The 14,593-nt window shown below is 68.3% G+C and carries 15 protein-coding genes; 10 read left to right on the top strand and 5 right to left on the bottom strand.

The genetic code is table 11. The annotated features are described in order from the left end of the window. Positions 1-89 precede the first annotated feature (89 nt). From CFB18_RS02775 to CFB18_RS02750, 6 genes are all read left to right on the top strand, one after another. Positions 90-1,397, top strand: a complete 1,308-nt coding sequence (locus tag CFB18_RS02775) for an RNA polymerase sigma factor (protein WP_088570291.1) — start codon at positions 90-92, stop codon at positions 1,395-1,397. A 689-nt stretch (positions 1,398-2,086) separates the two neighbouring features. After that, complete coding sequence (locus tag CFB18_RS15185; RefSeq protein ID WP_234977002.1) at positions 2,087-2,896, top strand: DUF11 domain-containing protein; 810 nt, start codon at positions 2,087-2,089, stop codon at positions 2,894-2,896. Positions 2,897-2,930: 34 nt separating this feature from the next. Then, the gene (locus CFB18_RS15530) at positions 2,931-3,590 is read left to right on the top strand and encodes a hypothetical protein (RefSeq protein ID WP_088570289.1); all 660 of its coding nucleotides are present in this window, start codon (positions 2,931-2,933) and stop codon (positions 3,588-3,590) included. Between the two features lie 69 nt (positions 3,591-3,659). Further along, positions 3,660-5,126, top strand: a complete 1,467-nt coding sequence (locus tag CFB18_RS02760; protein WP_088570288.1) for a LamG domain-containing protein — start codon at positions 3,660-3,662, stop codon at positions 5,124-5,126. Between the two features lie 342 nt (positions 5,127-5,468). Beyond that, complete coding sequence (locus CFB18_RS16170) at positions 5,469-6,392, top strand: ABC transporter ATP-binding protein (protein WP_088570287.1); 924 nt, start codon at positions 5,469-5,471, stop codon at positions 6,390-6,392. Then, a complete protein-coding gene (locus CFB18_RS02750; protein WP_088570286.1) occupies positions 6,389-7,234 on the top strand; it encodes an ABC transporter permease subunit in 846 nt (281 codons plus the stop codon). The genes CFB18_RS16170 and CFB18_RS02750 overlap by 4 nt, the downstream gene beginning before the upstream one ends. A gap of 157 nt (positions 7,235-7,391) precedes the next feature. Here the strand turns inward: CFB18_RS02750 and CFB18_RS02745 are convergent, their stop codons facing one another. From CFB18_RS02745 to CFB18_RS02725, 5 genes are all read right to left on the bottom strand, one after another. Then, on the bottom strand, positions 7,392-7,847 hold the full coding sequence (locus CFB18_RS02745; protein WP_088570285.1) for a PIN domain-containing protein: 456 nt from the start codon (positions 7,845-7,847) through the stop codon (positions 7,392-7,394). Beyond that, positions 7,844-8,086, bottom strand: coding sequence for an AbrB/MazE/SpoVT family DNA-binding domain-containing protein (locus CFB18_RS02740; RefSeq protein ID WP_088570284.1), 243 nt, complete (start codon positions 8,084-8,086; stop codon positions 7,844-7,846). Before CFB18_RS02740 ends, CFB18_RS02745 begins: the two co-directional genes overlap by 4 nt. Positions 8,087-8,307: 221 nt before the next feature. After that, positions 8,308-8,760: a hypothetical protein gene (locus CFB18_RS02735; protein WP_088570283.1), complete on the bottom strand. Its 453-nt coding sequence runs from the start codon at positions 8,758-8,760 to the stop codon at positions 8,308-8,310. Between the two features lie 51 nt (positions 8,761-8,811). Then, a complete protein-coding gene (locus CFB18_RS02730; protein ID WP_088570282.1) occupies positions 8,812-9,840 on the bottom strand; it encodes a DNA translocase FtsK in 1,029 nt (342 codons plus the stop codon). 55 nt (positions 9,841-9,895) lie between these two features. Further along, entirely contained in the window at positions 9,896-10,537 is a 642-nt protein-coding gene (locus tag CFB18_RS02725; protein WP_088570281.1) for a LexA family protein, read from the bottom strand. A gap of 317 nt (positions 10,538-10,854) precedes the next feature. Here CFB18_RS02725 and rplI point away from each other — a divergent pair, with 317 nt between their 5' ends. The 4 genes from rplI to CFB18_RS02705 all read left to right on the top strand — a co-directional run bounded on the left by rplI (position 10,855) and on the right by CFB18_RS02705 (position 14,225). Then, entirely contained in the window at positions 10,855-11,304 is a 450-nt protein-coding gene (rplI, locus tag CFB18_RS02720) for a 50S ribosomal protein L9 (protein WP_088570327.1), read from the top strand. Between the two features lies 1 nt (position 11,305). Further along, positions 11,306-12,025, top strand: a complete 720-nt coding sequence (locus CFB18_RS02715) for a helix-turn-helix domain-containing protein (RefSeq protein WP_088570280.1) — start codon at positions 11,306-11,308, stop codon at positions 12,023-12,025. A 13-nt stretch (positions 12,026-12,038) separates the two neighbouring features. Continuing rightward, on the top strand, positions 12,039-13,439 hold the full coding sequence (rimO, locus tag CFB18_RS02710) for a 30S ribosomal protein S12 methylthiotransferase RimO (RefSeq protein WP_088570279.1): 1,401 nt from the start codon (positions 12,039-12,041) through the stop codon (positions 13,437-13,439). A gap of 102 nt (positions 13,440-13,541) precedes the next feature. Then, positions 13,542-14,225 carry a pyrimidine 5'-nucleotidase gene (locus CFB18_RS02705; protein ID WP_088570278.1) on the top strand — a complete coding sequence of 228 codons (684 nt, stop codon included), beginning with the start codon at positions 13,542-13,544 and terminating at the stop codon, positions 14,223-14,225. Positions 14,226-14,593: the final 368 nt, after the last annotated feature.

The following is a 14,593-nucleotide window of genomic DNA, read 5'->3' as shown; positions in this document are numbered from 1 at the left end:
GCTGCCGGGACCATTCGCCCGTTGACGACGGATGCGAGCGATCCGGAGCGGCAGCTCGGGCCTCATCGATCCCGTGAAAAAGGAGCGCAATGGGAAATCCGACCGGCCTTTCCCCAACCTCTTTCGAGGCTTCAGAGGAGGCCATCGCGGCCCGCATGCTCCAGGGCGATCCGGAGGCCTTCTCCTGGCTTTACGAGCAGTATTTCCCCCGCCTCTATGATCTGGCCTGCCGCATGCTGGGGGATCCGGATGAGGCGATGGATGTGGCTCAGGAGACCTTCCTCAAGTTCCTGGAAGGGCGTCCTCGCCAGCCTCCCCGCCATTTCCGGGCTTACCTCTACACCATCGCCCGCCGGGAGATTTACGACGTTCTCCGAAGATCCCGCCGCCACGTTCGATGGGCCGAGGGGGAACAGGAAGAAGCGGAGGAGGCAGAACCCCGAGCGCCGGATGAAGGGGTGGAAAGGGAAATCCTCCAGAGGGAGCGGATGGCGTTCCTCCAGGAGGCCTTGCAGGCGCTCCCAGAGGAGGAAGCCATGCTGCTGGATCTGCATCTCCGCCACGGGCTGACCCCCGCGGAGCTGGCCGTGGTCTTCGGCCGCTCCAGCGGGGCCATCCACACTCGCCTGAGCCGGGCCCGCGATCATCTCGAGGAGGCGATGGCCGCCTGGATCCTCCTTCGCATGGGCCGGCGGGCATGCCCCACCCTAACGGCGATCACAGGAGGGCCGGACGAACCGCCCCCGGCCCTCACCCCGGACCTGCGCCGGGCTCTCCGACGGCATCTGGAGCGTTGCGCGGCGTGTCAGGAGACGCGCCGGCGGTATCTTTCCGCGGCGGAATGGCTGGGCGGGATCACCATGCTTTCCCCTTCCCCGGAGGGCGCCCGGCGGGCCCGGGAGCGCCTGAGCCAGGCAGCGCAAGCCCGGACGGCGGGCGGGGTCGCCGTGGGAGCGGCAGGCGCGGCGGGGATCGGCTGGCTCAAGGGCCTGGGGGTCGTCCTCCTGACGGGCGCGGTGATGCTGGGCCTGGCCGCCGCCGCCCTCGGGCTCTGGATCACGGGGTCCGGATCCGCCGAAGTGCGTGTGGAGAACCGGGATTGCCCCCCGCTGGTGAGCCCCTCGCCCGTCGGCCGCTTGCTTCGGATCCTGCCCAACGTGGAGGTGCCCGTTCGGATCGAAACGGGCGCGACGGAGATCGCCCGCCTGCCTCCGGCCACGCTCACCCTCCAGCGCCGGGAGGATGGGATCCGGGCGGCGGCCTATGGGATGGCCTTCGATCTCCCCATCGAAGGCCTGAGGGCAGCCGAATGGGATGGAGCTGATCTGCCCCCCGGACCCTATGCCATCACGCTGCGTCCCGGGGAGCGGCATACCCTTCGGGTGCGCTGCCGGTAGCGTGTAAGATCCCCCGGGCTTCGGACGTCTCATGAGTAGAGCGCCCCGACCGCAGGGCCGCAGCGGCGGATTGTCCTGGTGGCCGTCTTCCAGATCAGGTGGGGTCGGGAACGGGCTCAAGCGTTCCTTCGGCCGTGGGAGTGATCCCTGCGCCGGCGGCGGGAAGACGGAGAGAGCCCGAAGGGAGGGGCGGGGCGTGCCCTGCCCGTGCAATCCCCGGCATACGTCCGGCGGGACATGGGGCGAATGCTTCAGGAGTTGGGCACTCCTGCCCGTCGGCTCCAACCCCGAGGAAAACCCGTGGGGCGGCGGGAGGGGACACGCCCGACGCTCCGGGCCCGGCGGATCACCGGGTGAGGAGGATTTTTGTCCAAAGTCCAGCTGAAAGGAGGGGTCCGATGTCCATTTTTCGTGCGCTTCGCTTCGGGCTGTGGCTGGTGTTTCTGGGGGTCCTGGGCGCGTGCAAGGCTCCGCCGTTGACGCCCCCCGGGCTCACGCTTGTGCCGGTCGCTACTCCCACTCCCAAGCCGACCATCCCGGCGACGGCGGTGTTGCTCGACCCCTACGCAACCCCGCCGATGGACGGCGAGGTGCCGACAGCCACCAATACCCCCACGTCCACGCCGACGCCGACGGCTACCAAGACCCCGACTCCCTCCCCAACGGCTACCGCCAGCAGCACCTTTGATCTGGCCGTTCAGAAGACGGCCCAGTGCAATCAGGCCAGCGGCGCCTGCACCTTCAGCATCACGGTGATTAACAATGGCCCCGGCCCGTACACGGGCGGTGTGCCCACCCAGGATACCATCAGCCCGACGGTCCCCTTCACGCTTACGGCCTTCGGGGGCGGCGGCGGCACCCTCTGCTATACGAGCGGGTCGGCCGTGAACTGCGGCCCCCATTACCCGGTCAACCTACCGCCCGGAGGGGCCTACCATCTGACCTTAATGGTGCAGGTTGGGGCGGCGGGAACGTTCCAGAACTGCGTGAGCCTACAGCTGCAGGATCTCAATCCTGCCAACAACCAGGCTTGCATTCCCTTTACGGTGATGCCGACATCCCCTCCGACCGCCACGCCGACCCCCACGCCCTCCCCGACGCCCATGGTCAGCGGCTCCCTTGACATGGCCATTGGCAAGACGTACGTGTGCTCCAGCCCCGGCTACTACTGCACGTTCACGCTGGTCGTCACCAACCAAGGCCCGGGCACCTATAGCGGTCCCCTCACCGTCACCGACCAGCCCAACCCGCCCTGGTCCACGCTCCTTGCCTCCGGGGGCTACGCCGGTGGTCAGTTCTGCAGCAGTATCAGCAGCGCTGACAGCGTGTTGACCTGCTCTGCGCCCTCGGTCACCCTGAGCCCCGGCGGGGTTTACACCTTCACCTTCAACGTCTACTTCGGCCCTGGCGGATACAGCCAGACCTTCCAGAACTGCGCCAGCCTGCCTGGGGACAGCAACCCGGCCAACGATCAGGTCTGCATCCCGGTCACGCCGTGAACCGGAGTGAAGCATCTTGTTCAGGAGGTGCCGGATGTCACGTTTTCAGATCGGAGGGTGGGCCCTGATCCTCGGGGCTCTGGCGGCGTGTCAGGCGTCGCCCCTGACCCCCGGGACGGCGCCGACGCCGTCTCCGACGGCCGCGCCCACCTCGACCCCGTCGCCGACGGCGACGATGACGCCGACGCTGTCCCCAACGGCCACGTCCACCCCGACTCCCCTGCCGACCGCGACGAAAACCCCCACGCCGCCGGCCCCGATGTCCGCTCCCTCGGGGTCGTCGGGGGGTGAGGCGCCGCCCCTGCCGACGATCCCTGGGTGCGACCTTGCCGCCGGCTTCGGCCTTGTGGAGGGGCCCACGCTGGGGATATACGCGGTGACCTTTGGGGTCCAGAGCGTGGGGGGGACGGACTGCCCGGCCCCGACCACGCTCAGCCTGAGCGTGCCGAGCGGCGCCATGTCGTTCACGGGCGCCTCTCCGGCCTACGAATACAACGGCAGCGCCGGCTGGAGCTGCAGCGGGACGACCTGTGTGGCGGCCGCCGACATCCCGGCCAGCCCGCCGGGCTTTTATGCGGCCGGTTTCCAGACGGGGGCGACCCTCTCCTCCGGGTCGGCGCAGCTGTGCGTGGTCGTCTCGAACAGCGCGGATGGGAACCCGGCGAACGACACGTTTTGCCAGACGCTGCCGTGAGGTTCGAGGGCGGCGGTCGTTTGGCGCGGATGAGGAGATAAGCCCGAGAATCCTGAAAGGAGGGGCCCGATGTCTATCGCGCGTGCGCTTCGTTTCGGAGTTTGGCTGGTGTTTCTGGGAGTCCTCGGCGCGTGCAAGGCTCCGCCGTTGACGCCCCCCGGGCTCACGCTTGTGCCGGTCGCTACTCCCACTCCCAAGCCGACCATCCCGGCGACGGCGGTGGCGGTCGACAACCCCACCCCGCCAATCGACGGCCAGTCCACGGCCACCCCATCTCCCACGCCGACGCCGCCGTGCGTCCCGCCTCCTCCGGGCTTGGTGGCCTGGTGGCCGATGGATGGAAATCCCCTCGATCTCTGGGCCTCCAACAATCCGTCGGCGACCAACACGATCACCTTCGTTCCGGGCATGGTCGGTACAGGCGTGACGTTCGGCACGGGCGGCTACATCGACATCCCGCACTCGGCGGCTCTTGCCAATCAACAGTTCACCATCGATGCATGGGTTAAGCCGCAAGGCCCCGGGCCGAACAACGACTTCTGGGGCAGCGTCATCGTGCAGAAGGGATTGCCGCCGCCGACCGGATCCACGAATGTCCCGATCTCCCTTTGGTGGAGCGCGCAACAGCAGAAGTTCATCTTTGGGTTCGGCAACATTAACACGGAGCGGATCGTTTCAACCGCAACTTTCCCGGCAGGGCAGTGGTACCACGTCGCGGCGAGCTACGACGGCAGTGTCTTCAAGCTCTATGTCAACGGTGCGCTTGAAGCGCAAATGGCGCTGGTCAAGACCATCGTTTACAGCCCTTTGATTCCATGGACCATCGGATCGACGGCGGCTCCGATTCGTGCCGTCGGCTATCCGCGCACGTTTAACGGCGTGATCGACGAGGTGGAGATCTTCAATCGGGCGCTCACGCAAGCCGAGATTCAAGCCCTCTACAACGCGGGCTCGGCGGGCAAGTGCAAGACGCCCACTCCGACTCCCTCGCCGACGGCAACGAGGACGCCGACGCCGACGGCTACCAAGACCCCGACGCCGATGCCGTCTCCCACCGCGACGAAGACTCCCACGCGCACCCCGACGGCCACGGCCACCCGAACCCCGACCCCCTCGCCGACGCCCATGCCTTCCCCGACGGCCACCTCGACGCCGGCCGGGATGTGCGACCTCGTCGTCGATAAGTCCATGCAGCCGACGAGCAACCCAGCGGTCTTCACGGTTATCGTGACGGTCAGCAACGCCGGATCGGGACCTTGCCCCGTCGGCACCCAGATCTCCGACACCGCCAACCCTTCCGGCTCCATGAGCTTCAGCGGACCCCTGGTCTTCACCCCGGCCACGGCGGCGGCCGATTGGTCCTGCAGCGGCACTTCATGCACCGCCGTCAACCCGCTGCCGCCGGGATATATCGTCCAGATCCAGTTCACGGCGACCGTGAACCAGAAGCCGGCCACCAATTGCGCGCGTGGATTGGTGCCGCAGAACGCGGACGGGAACCCGAATAATAATTTTTCGTGCGTGACGGTGCAGTAAGCCGCTCCGAAGAGCGGTCGGTTTTCCCGGAGTGCTCCGGAGGGGGAGGCCGGCAATAGCCCTCCCCCTCCGTTTTCCTGGGGGATGTGGCGGTAAGGGAGTTCGCGCAGGGGCGTTGGGTTTTCCTCGAATCTTCCGGAAGCCTATCATGAGGAGGGACCCGACCCGTAGCGACAGCGAGGGGAGGTTCTGCGCGCCGCCCTGCCGGCCGACCCCGCCCGGCCGTCCGCGGGTCCAGAGGGTGAGTGCTTGGGCGGATTTCAAGGTCCGGCTCTGCGAGAAGGCCCGGGCGGGACGGTTGCAGCGGCGGAGGATCGAACCCTCCGCAAAGGAGTGTGAAGAATGAGTGAAGCCCTCGCCATCGAGATCCGCGATCTGGTGAAATCCTACGGTCGGGTGCGGGCGCTGCGCGGGGTGAACCTGGAGGTGCGCCGGGGGGAGATCTTCGCCTTCCTCGGCCCCAACGGCGCCGGCAAGACCACCACCATCCGCTGCATGCTCGACCTTATCCGTCCCGATCACGGCTTCCTCCGGGTGCTGGGGATCGACCCGCAGCGCGACCCGGTGGCGGTGCGGCAGCGGGTGGGGTATCTCCCAGGAGAGCTGCACTTCGATGAGAACCTGACCGTGGAGGGCGCCCTCCGCCTTTTCGCCGCCATGCGCGGGAAGGCGGTGGACTGGGCTTGGGTCCGGGCGCTGGCGGAGCGGCTGGATCTGGACCTGCGCCCCCGCATCCGCAACCTGTCCAAGGGCAACAAGCAGAAGGTGGGGGTGATCCAGGCCCTGATGCACCGGCCGGAGCTGCTGATCCTGGACGAGCCCACCCTGGGGCTGGATCCCCTGATGCAGCGGGAGGTGCTGCGGCTGATGCGGGAGGCCCGGGACGCGGGGGCCACGGTGTTCTTCGCCTCCCACATCATGGGCGAGGTGGAGCAGGTGGCCGATCGGGTGGGGATCATCCGGCAGGGCGTGGTGGTGGAGGTGGCCGGGACGGAGGATCTGATCCGCCGCGCCGTGCGTCGGGTGCGCGTCCGGTTCGAGGGGCCGGTGGATCTCCGGCCGCTGACGGCTCTGCCCGGGGTGCGGCTCCTCCGCCGCGAGGACGGGGAGGAGCTCCTGCTGCAGGTGGAGGGGCGGATGGACCCCCTGATCAAGGCCCTGGCGGCCTTCCCGGTCCGGGATCTGGAGACCGAGCGCCCGAGCCTGGAGGAGGTCTTCCTCGCGTATTATGAGCCGTCCCCTGTGTCTTCGGAGGCCGATCCATGAAAGCGGTCTTTCGTTACACGCTGTCCGGGTTCCGCTGGGCGGTGATCGGCTGGGGGCTGGGGCTGGGGCTGCTGGGCGCCTATCTGATCCCGTTTTACGACACCATCTTCGAGCAGCGGGCTCAGTGGGAGGAGCTGTTGCGTGCTTATCCTCGGGAGCTGCTGGTCTTCTTCGGGGAGGTCCAGGACATCGCGGATCCGCCGACGTATCTGCACGCGGAGTTCTTCTCCTGGGTGCCGCTCTTCCTGGGGTTTTTCGCCATCCTCGCCGGGAGCGCCCTGATCGCCGGCCTGGAGGAGGGCGGGCAACTGGATCTGTTCCTCGGGCAGCCGGTGGGCCGGTGGTCCTTCTTTGCCGCCCGCGTCCTGGCCTTCCTGGTGGCCACCGTGGGGATCCTGGGGCTTTCGTATCTGGGCCTGATCCTCGCGCGGCCGCTCTCCCGGCATCTGGGTCTGGGGCCCTGGGAGATGCTAACGCCTTTCCTCTCGATGTTCGCGCTGCTGTGGCTGTTCGGGAGCTTATCCCTGTGGCTCAGCCTGGCGCTGCCCTCTCGGCGGATGGCGGCGGCGGTGGTGGGCACGTTCCTCGTCGCAGGGTTCTTCCTCACGGGCTTCGCCCAGCTGGACGAGCGGTTGGAGCCTCTGGCCCGTCTTTCGCCCTTCACTTACTATCAGGGAGGGGAGGCCGTTCGGTCTCTGCGGGTCGACTGGCTTCTGGGGCTGCTGATCGCTTCGCTGGTCTTCCTGATCCTGGCAGGGTGGCAGTTCCAGCGCAAGGACCTGCGGGTGAGCGGCGAAGGCACCTGGGCGCTCCCCCTCCCGCGTTCCCGGGGCTCGGCGTGAGGTGAAAGGAGCTGCCGCGGTTTCATTGGGAAATCATCCTTGGGGAAGCTGCCCTGCCGGCTGGAATGATCGCTGCTGCCGCTACTGCTCCCGGAGTTCGGCGGGGCAGCATCGGTAGTGGGGGATCCCGCATCTCTCGACTTCCTCGAACCGAAGCTTATCTAGCTTGCTGGGTGAGAGATTGACGAAGCCATCCCAGCAGGTCGCTGGGAGTGCCCATGCGCAGCGGAAGGGCATCGGGCGGGAGGGTCAGGAGGTGGCGGGCATCGTGAGTCACCAGCCCGTCTGCCCTGGCCTCCAACGCCTCGGCCAGGATCCGCGCGTCAGGTGGATAAGAGATCCACTGAAGGGCCTGCTCCAGGGCTTTCGGGCTGGCCTCGGGGGTCATCTCCACGTGGGCTGCGTTTAGCAGGAGGGCCAGGTCAGAGAGAGAACCGGGAGCTTTGCGGCGCACGACCTCCTCGCATTCCCGCAAGACCTGGGGGCCTACCATCAGGCGCAGGTAACCGATTTCGCCCAGGCGCAGGACCATCCGCGCGCCTCCCTGGGGTGAGAGGACGGCGGCGAAAATCACGCTGGTATCCAGGAAGACTTTAGCGAACGGCGGATTCACTCCGGATCTCGCGCAGGCTGTTCAACATAAGTCTCCAGGTCGATGCTCTGGGCGCGCCACTGCGCGGCCAGCCGGTCCGCCAGGCGGTCTGTCTCCAGAATCCGGGGGACCAGGACCAGTGCGCCATCCAGGTCCAGGAGGGTCAGGATGCTGCCCTCCCGGATCGCCAGGCTGCGGCGCACCGGTGCGGGCAGGGTGATGACGCCCCGCCTGGTCACCCGTACCGGATAGCTCCTCATCGTCCATCCCTCCGCTGATGGGATTCCTGCATCGCAGCATATCTGAAAATCCGTCCGTGTCAATGCCGGTGCATGGGGCGGTCCGAACGGAAAGACCGGCGGATGAGCGGCGAAGGCATTTGGACGCTTCCCCTCCCGCGTTCCCGGGGCTCAGCGCAATCGCATCGCTTGCAAAAAGCGGAAGCGCTGGGGAGGCTACCGGAAGGGCCTCCCCAGCGGCTTCACTCCTCCCCATCCTCTCCGATCACCGTGAAGGTGCGGGGCGTCGGAGGGGGCAGAAGGGGCCATCCCGCACGGTGGGGCTCCGTCGCCGGCGGCCCAGGCATCCAGGCGATCCACGAGATCCAGGGGATCGTTGGGAAGGGAAGCCCGAGGGGCGCCCGGCCCGGAGAGGCCATCCCCCAGCCGTTCGCCGGGATGGCCCAGGGCGCTCCGTTTGCGATCCCCGGCGCGGGGTCGTGCCCTGCCCATGGTGTCGTCACCGCTTCTCCGACCCAAACGGCCGGCCGGGGCCGTGCGGAGAGCAGCAGAGCGGCCACCGGGATCCCCAGGGCGAGCCCGGTGACCACCGCCAGCCCCCACCCGCCGAGATGAAGCCCCACCCAGATCGCCCCCGTGATCCCGAAGGCGACCGCGAAGAGCATCCCGAACAATCCCAGCCACGCCGTCCGCATCTGTGACCTCCTGTTCGAGATCGCGAACCGCAAGCCGCATGCGAGCGTTGTTCATCCCCTCTCATTCGCCGTTCTCTGCCGGAGCATGGCGCGGAGCTCCTCGGGCGCCAGATACGCCGCCTGGAAACGGGTGACCGTTCCGCCCACCACCGCCAGGAAATCCCCCTTCCCCTGCAGGCGCTCCGCACCGGTCCCGCCGATCCCCGCCGCTACCCGTGCGTCCTCCGCCGAGACCACCCGCCCCACCAGGCGGGCGGGGAAGTTGGCGGTCAGCTGCCCGCCCAGCAGCGCCGCCGACGGCTTCTGAGTGCAGGCCAGGAGATGAATCCCCGCCTCCCGGCCCCGCTGGGCCAGCCGGGCCAGCAGCCCGCTCACCTCCCGTCCTCCCTGTTGCACCAGATCCCCCAGCTCATCGATGACGATCAGCACGCGGGGGGTCGAGATCCCCTCCTGCGCGCGACGCTCCATCCACCGGACCGCCTCCTCTAAGCAGGCAGCCGCCTCCGAGGGATCCCCCGGGACGAAGGCCTGCACGTGGGGGAGCTCCCGGAAGGCCGCAAAGGCCGTCCCCTTGGGATCCAGGAGCACCAGGGCCAGCTGAGCGGGCCGGTGGGTCAAGACCAGGCTGGCCAGCATCGTCCGGGCCAGCGACGTCTTGCCCGACCCCGTGGTCCCGGCGATCAGGATGTGGGCGACCTGCGGGCTGGTCAGGCGGATCAGCAGCGGTGCGCCGTCTGTGGCCAGCCCGAGGAGGGCGGTGTAGAGCGGATAGCGGGGCAGCGTCCGGCGGACCTGTTCCATCAGCGGGAGGAAGCGCACCGTCTGGGGATCGGGCCGGGGGATCTCCAGCTGCACCACCGGCCCCTCCCGCTGGATCCGCACGCTGGGCACCCCCAGGGCCAAAGCCAGCTCCTCCGCCAGCCCCTTCAGGCGCGACCAGCGGACGCCGGGGGCGGGGACGATCTGAAAAAAGATGGCGGTCGGCGTGAGCCGGCCGCCCGTCACCCGCCCGGGCGATCGATGCTGCCAGAGCACCTGCTCCACCAGATCCGCCTGGGCCTCCAGCCACCGCCGCTTCATCCCGATGCCTCCTCTCCGCCTGCGAGGAAGGGGGCGCGGCGCCGCTCCGTTCCGGTCAGGCCGCCGTGATGCTCCCCAGATCCCGCACCGGCCCGAACCGGAACGCCACGCGGCCCTCCAGGGTCCACGTCTGCCAGTCCATCCGCACGGGCGCCAGCTCTGGATGGGCGGGCCGCAGCCACCATGTCCGGGTCTCCGGATCCTGAACCAGCTGCTTCAGGGTCATCTGGTTGCGGCCCTTCACCCGTGCCACCACCAGATCCCCGGAGCGGACTTCCTCCGGGAAGACCGGCTCGACCAGGACGATGTCGAAGGGACGGATCCCGAGGCCGATCATGGAATCCCCCCGCACCCAGAGGGCGAACCGACAGCGCGGAGGGACCCATGCGGTGGGGAGCCATAGATCCCCGAGCTCCTGTGGCACCACCTCATCCACCTGATCCGGATGGGAGGCAGGGACCACGCCTTTCAGGGGGATAGAGATCCGGGAGGCGGGACGAGCGGTCGGGCGCCACGTGCGATGCTTGCCGGGCTCCTGCTGGACCCGGCCTTCCTGGGCCAGGGCCCGCAGGTGATAGAGGGCATGGGAGCGGGAGGAGAGCCCTACGTGGCGCCGGATCTCCTCCAGGGTGGGGCCGTAACCGTGGGTCTCCCAGTACGCCTCCAGGAACGTGAGCAGCCGATCCCGAAGGGCCATCGCTGCTTCCGATTAGAACAAATGTTCTAATCCCAGCATAAAGGGTTTCCCGTGTTTTGTCAAGGGGGCCGGCCGCCCTGACGAAGCCCTGCGGCGCGAATTCGGCGCCACACGGATGATTCGTGGAGCGCCTTCGATCTCCAGATCTCCGCCAGCCGGAGGGGAAGATGCGGATCCAGGCTGCGGGGCGAACCTTCGGCGCCGAAGGCCGGTTGTCCGGCCATCGCTTTCTTGCTAAGATACCCTTCTCGGAAGCGGGCCCCTGAGCGGCGCGCCCGGGAGGCCCGTGAGTGGATCTCTGTCAGGAGGATCCGGGGATGAAAGTGGTCCTGCTGCGGGATGTGCCGCACCTGGGGCGGTCCGGCGAGGTGAAGGAGGTGGCGGACGGCTACGCGCGCAACTATCTCATCCCGAAGGGCCTGGCCGTCCCGGCCACCGAAGGGCGGATCCGCCATGCCGCCGAAACCCGCCAGGCGCTGGAGCAGCGGCGGGTCCGCCAGCTGACTTCCGCTCGGGAGGCGGCTGCCCGTCTCCAGGGGGCGACGGTTACGATCCGGGCCCGCGCCGGCCAGGGGGATCGGCTCTACGGCTCCGTCACCTCGCAGCAGATCGCGGAGGCCATCGCCCAGCAGCTGGGCGTGGAGATCGATCGCCGGCGGATCGAGCTAGACCAGCCCATCCGCACCCTGGGTACCTATCCGGTGATGGTGCGACTGGGGCCCGAGATCACGGCACAGGTGCAGGTGGTGGTGGAACGGGAGGGATAAGGTGGGCATCGGGGATCGCTTGCGCGCCGCCCGGGAGGCTCGGGGGTTTTCTCTGGAGGAGGCCGCGGCGCAAACCCGCATCAAGCGGGCCTATCTGGAGGCCCTGGAGCGCGAGGCCTTCTCCCTCCTGCCCAGCCCGGCCCACGCCCGCGGGTTCCTGCGCCGCTACGCCCGCTGGCTGGGGCTGGATGCGGAGGCCCTCCTCGCGGAATGGGACGGCGCCCCGGTGGCCCTCCCGCCGGCTCGGCCGTCTGCGATGCCCTCGATGTTCGAGCTCGCCCCGATCCCCGCCCGCCCGGCGGTCCCCTGGCGTCGCCTGGCCGCCCTGGGGATCGCGCTCCTGGTCCTCGCCGGGCTCTTCGGGGTCGTTCGAACCCGCTGGCTGCCTCGCCCCAGCGCCCTCTCGCCCTCACCGACCGGCATCGCCCCGGGCGCCGTGGCGCGCCCAACCGGCACTCCGCTGCCGGCAGCCGGCGTGCCCCTTCTCCAGCTGGAGGTGACCGCCGCCGAGCACGTTTGGGTCCGGATCCTCGCCGACGGGCAGGTGGTCTATCAGGGCTTGTTGCGGCCCGGAGAGACCCGGACCTGGGAGGCCCGCTCCACCATCGGCTTAGAGACCGGAAACGCCGCCGCCCTTCAGGTGCGCCTGAACGGCCGGCCGGAGGCTCCCTTAGGCGGACGCGGGGAGATCGTCCGCAAAACTTGGTCCCGCTCGCCGTAGCAGGGGGAGGGGGATGACCCATCGCGCTGGGAAGCGTTATCATCTGATCACCCTGGGCTGCGCCAAGAACGCCGTCGATTCGGCCAGCATGGCCCAGCTCCTGGAGGGGGCCGGCTATGAGGCGACCGAGCGCCCCGGCCGGGCCGATGTCCTCATCGTGAACACCTGCGGCTTCATCGAGGCGGCCCGCCAGGAATCCCTACGGGTGTTGCGGGAGCTGGCGGCCCGGAAGAAGAAAGGGCAGCTGCTCATCGCCGCCGGATGTCTGGCCCAGCGGTGGGGAGCCCGCCTGGTGGAGGAGGTGCCCGGGATCGACGGCGTGATCGGCACCCGTCGCTGGATGGACATCCTGGAGTTCATCGAGGCCCTGCGCGGGCGCTCCATCCCGGAGCCCCTCTTCCACATCCCGGACGGAGGGCCCATCCGCCGGGAGGAGCGTGGGGTGCTGCGGGCCGCGGTGCAGGGGGTGAGCGCCTACCTGAAGATCGCGGACGGGTGCCGCCGCCCCTGCGCGTTCTGCGCCATTCCCCTAATCAAAGGCCCCGCGGTCAGCCGGCCGCCGGAGGCCATCTGGGCGGAGGCCCGCCGGCTCGTGGACCAGGGGGTGCGGGAGCTCATCCTCATCGCCCAGGACACCACGGATTACGGCCACGATCTGGGCATGCGGGATGGGCTGCCTGTGCTCATCGAAGGGCTGGTGCAGCGCGTCCCCGAGGCGAAGTGGATCCGCATCATGTATGCTTACCCGGGCGCGGTCTCTGATCGCCTGATCGAGGTGATGGCTCGCTACCCCCAGGTGGCCCACTACCTGGACATCCCCCTGCAGCATGGCCATCCCGCTGTGCTGCGCCGGATGCGGCGCCCGGCGAACATCGAGTGGGTGTATCGCACCGTTGAGAAGCTCCGCCGCGCCATGCCGGATATCGCCATCCGCACCACCTTCATCGTCGGCTATCCCGGCGAGACGGAGGAGGAGTTCGAGACGCTGCTTCGCTTCATCCGGGATCTGGAGTTCGATCGCGTGGGCTGCTTCACCTACTCCTACGAGCCGGAGACCCCCTCCGCCCGCCAGCCGGGCCATCTGCCCGAGGAGGTCAAACAGGAGCGTTACGAGCGCCTGATGGCCGCCCAGCAGCCGATCTCCCTGCGCAAGAACCAGGCGCTGGTGGGGAAGACCCTGGAGGTGCTGATCGAAGGCGTGGGGGACGGCCTGAGCGTGGGGCGAACGTATCGGGACGCGCCGGAGATCGACGGGCTGGTGCTGGTGGAGGGGGAGTGGCCCGTCGGGCAGTTCCTCCCCGTCCGCATCACCGGGGCTATGACCTATGACCTGATTGGGGTCGTCGTCAACCCCACCTCCTCCCCGGACGGCTCTTCCCGGCCTCCGAGGGCGACGCGGGAGCCGTCCCGGTAAATGCGCCCCGTGGCCGCTAAGTTGTGAAGTTTTTGCCGCCGTGTCCTTCCCGCATTAAACTGAACATCCCTTCAAGGGGGAAGCTGGGCAGAGGGAAGGGCGATGGGCGGCCTCCGGTTGCGGTATTTGATTCTGGATCTGGACGATACCCTCTACCCCCGGCGCTCCGGGCTGATGGATCTCATCAGCGAGCGGATCGGTCGTTATATGGTGGAGCGCCTGGGCTTTCCCCCGGAGCAGGCGGAGGCCTTGCGGCAACGTTACTACACCCAATACGGCACCACCCTGCGCGGGCTGATGGAGGAATACCACATCGACCCTGAGGATTATCTGGCGTATGTGCACGATGTCCCGCTGGAGGATTACCTCCAGCCCGACCCGGCTCTGGACGCCATGCTGGCGCGCATCCCGCTGACCAAGGTGATCTTCACCAACGCCAGCGAGGAGCACGCCCGCCGGGTGCTCGAACGCCTGGGGGTCGCCCATCATTTCCCGATCATTCTGGATGTGCGCCGCCTGGACTACTGCAACAAGCCTGACCCGGAGGCCTATCGGCGGATCCTGCAACATCTGCGGGCCCAGGGCCCCGAGTGCGTCTTCGTGGACGACTCCCCCCGCAACCTCCGGCCGGCGCGGGCGCTGGGGATGATCACCATCCTGGTGGATGGGGACGCGACGGATGGGGTGGACTTCCACGTCCCCAACATCCTGGGGATTGAGCCGGTGATCCTCCGCCTGGTGCAGGAGCGGAACGGGGATCGGGAGGAGCGCCCGCGGCTCCGCTGAAAGTGTCGCTCCGATCCGCAGGGGTGAAGAACCCGGCCTCTGTGCCGTCGGATTGTAGGTCGAAATTCATTTCGGCCACTATCCCAGTCAGTTGAGAGGACCCCCGCCGTTCGCAGGTGTCCGGATCCATTTTTTAAAGCCCGTGAACGGCGGATTCCGGCTCCTGGCCGCTTCATCGGGAGATCCGCGAAGGACCCCGGCCGCGTTGCGAGGGGTGCTTTACATCCGGCCAATTTATCCCAGGGGTTTGTCCTCCGAGAGGGACCAGAGGGTGGGGGGGGACGAGCATCCCCTGCCGCCCGATGAGCAGCCCGACCCGCGCCCGCTGCGCCGCCTCCAGGGCCCGATGATCCAGGGCCCGTCCGAAC

The organism is Thermoflexus hugenholtzii JAD2 (assembly GCF_900187885.1).
Classification (GTDB): Bacteria; Chloroflexota; Anaerolineae; order Thermoflexales; family Thermoflexaceae; genus Thermoflexus; species Thermoflexus hugenholtzii.
Note: the sequence above shows the minus strand (reverse complement) of the source record. Positions and strands in the feature narration are given on the sequence as shown.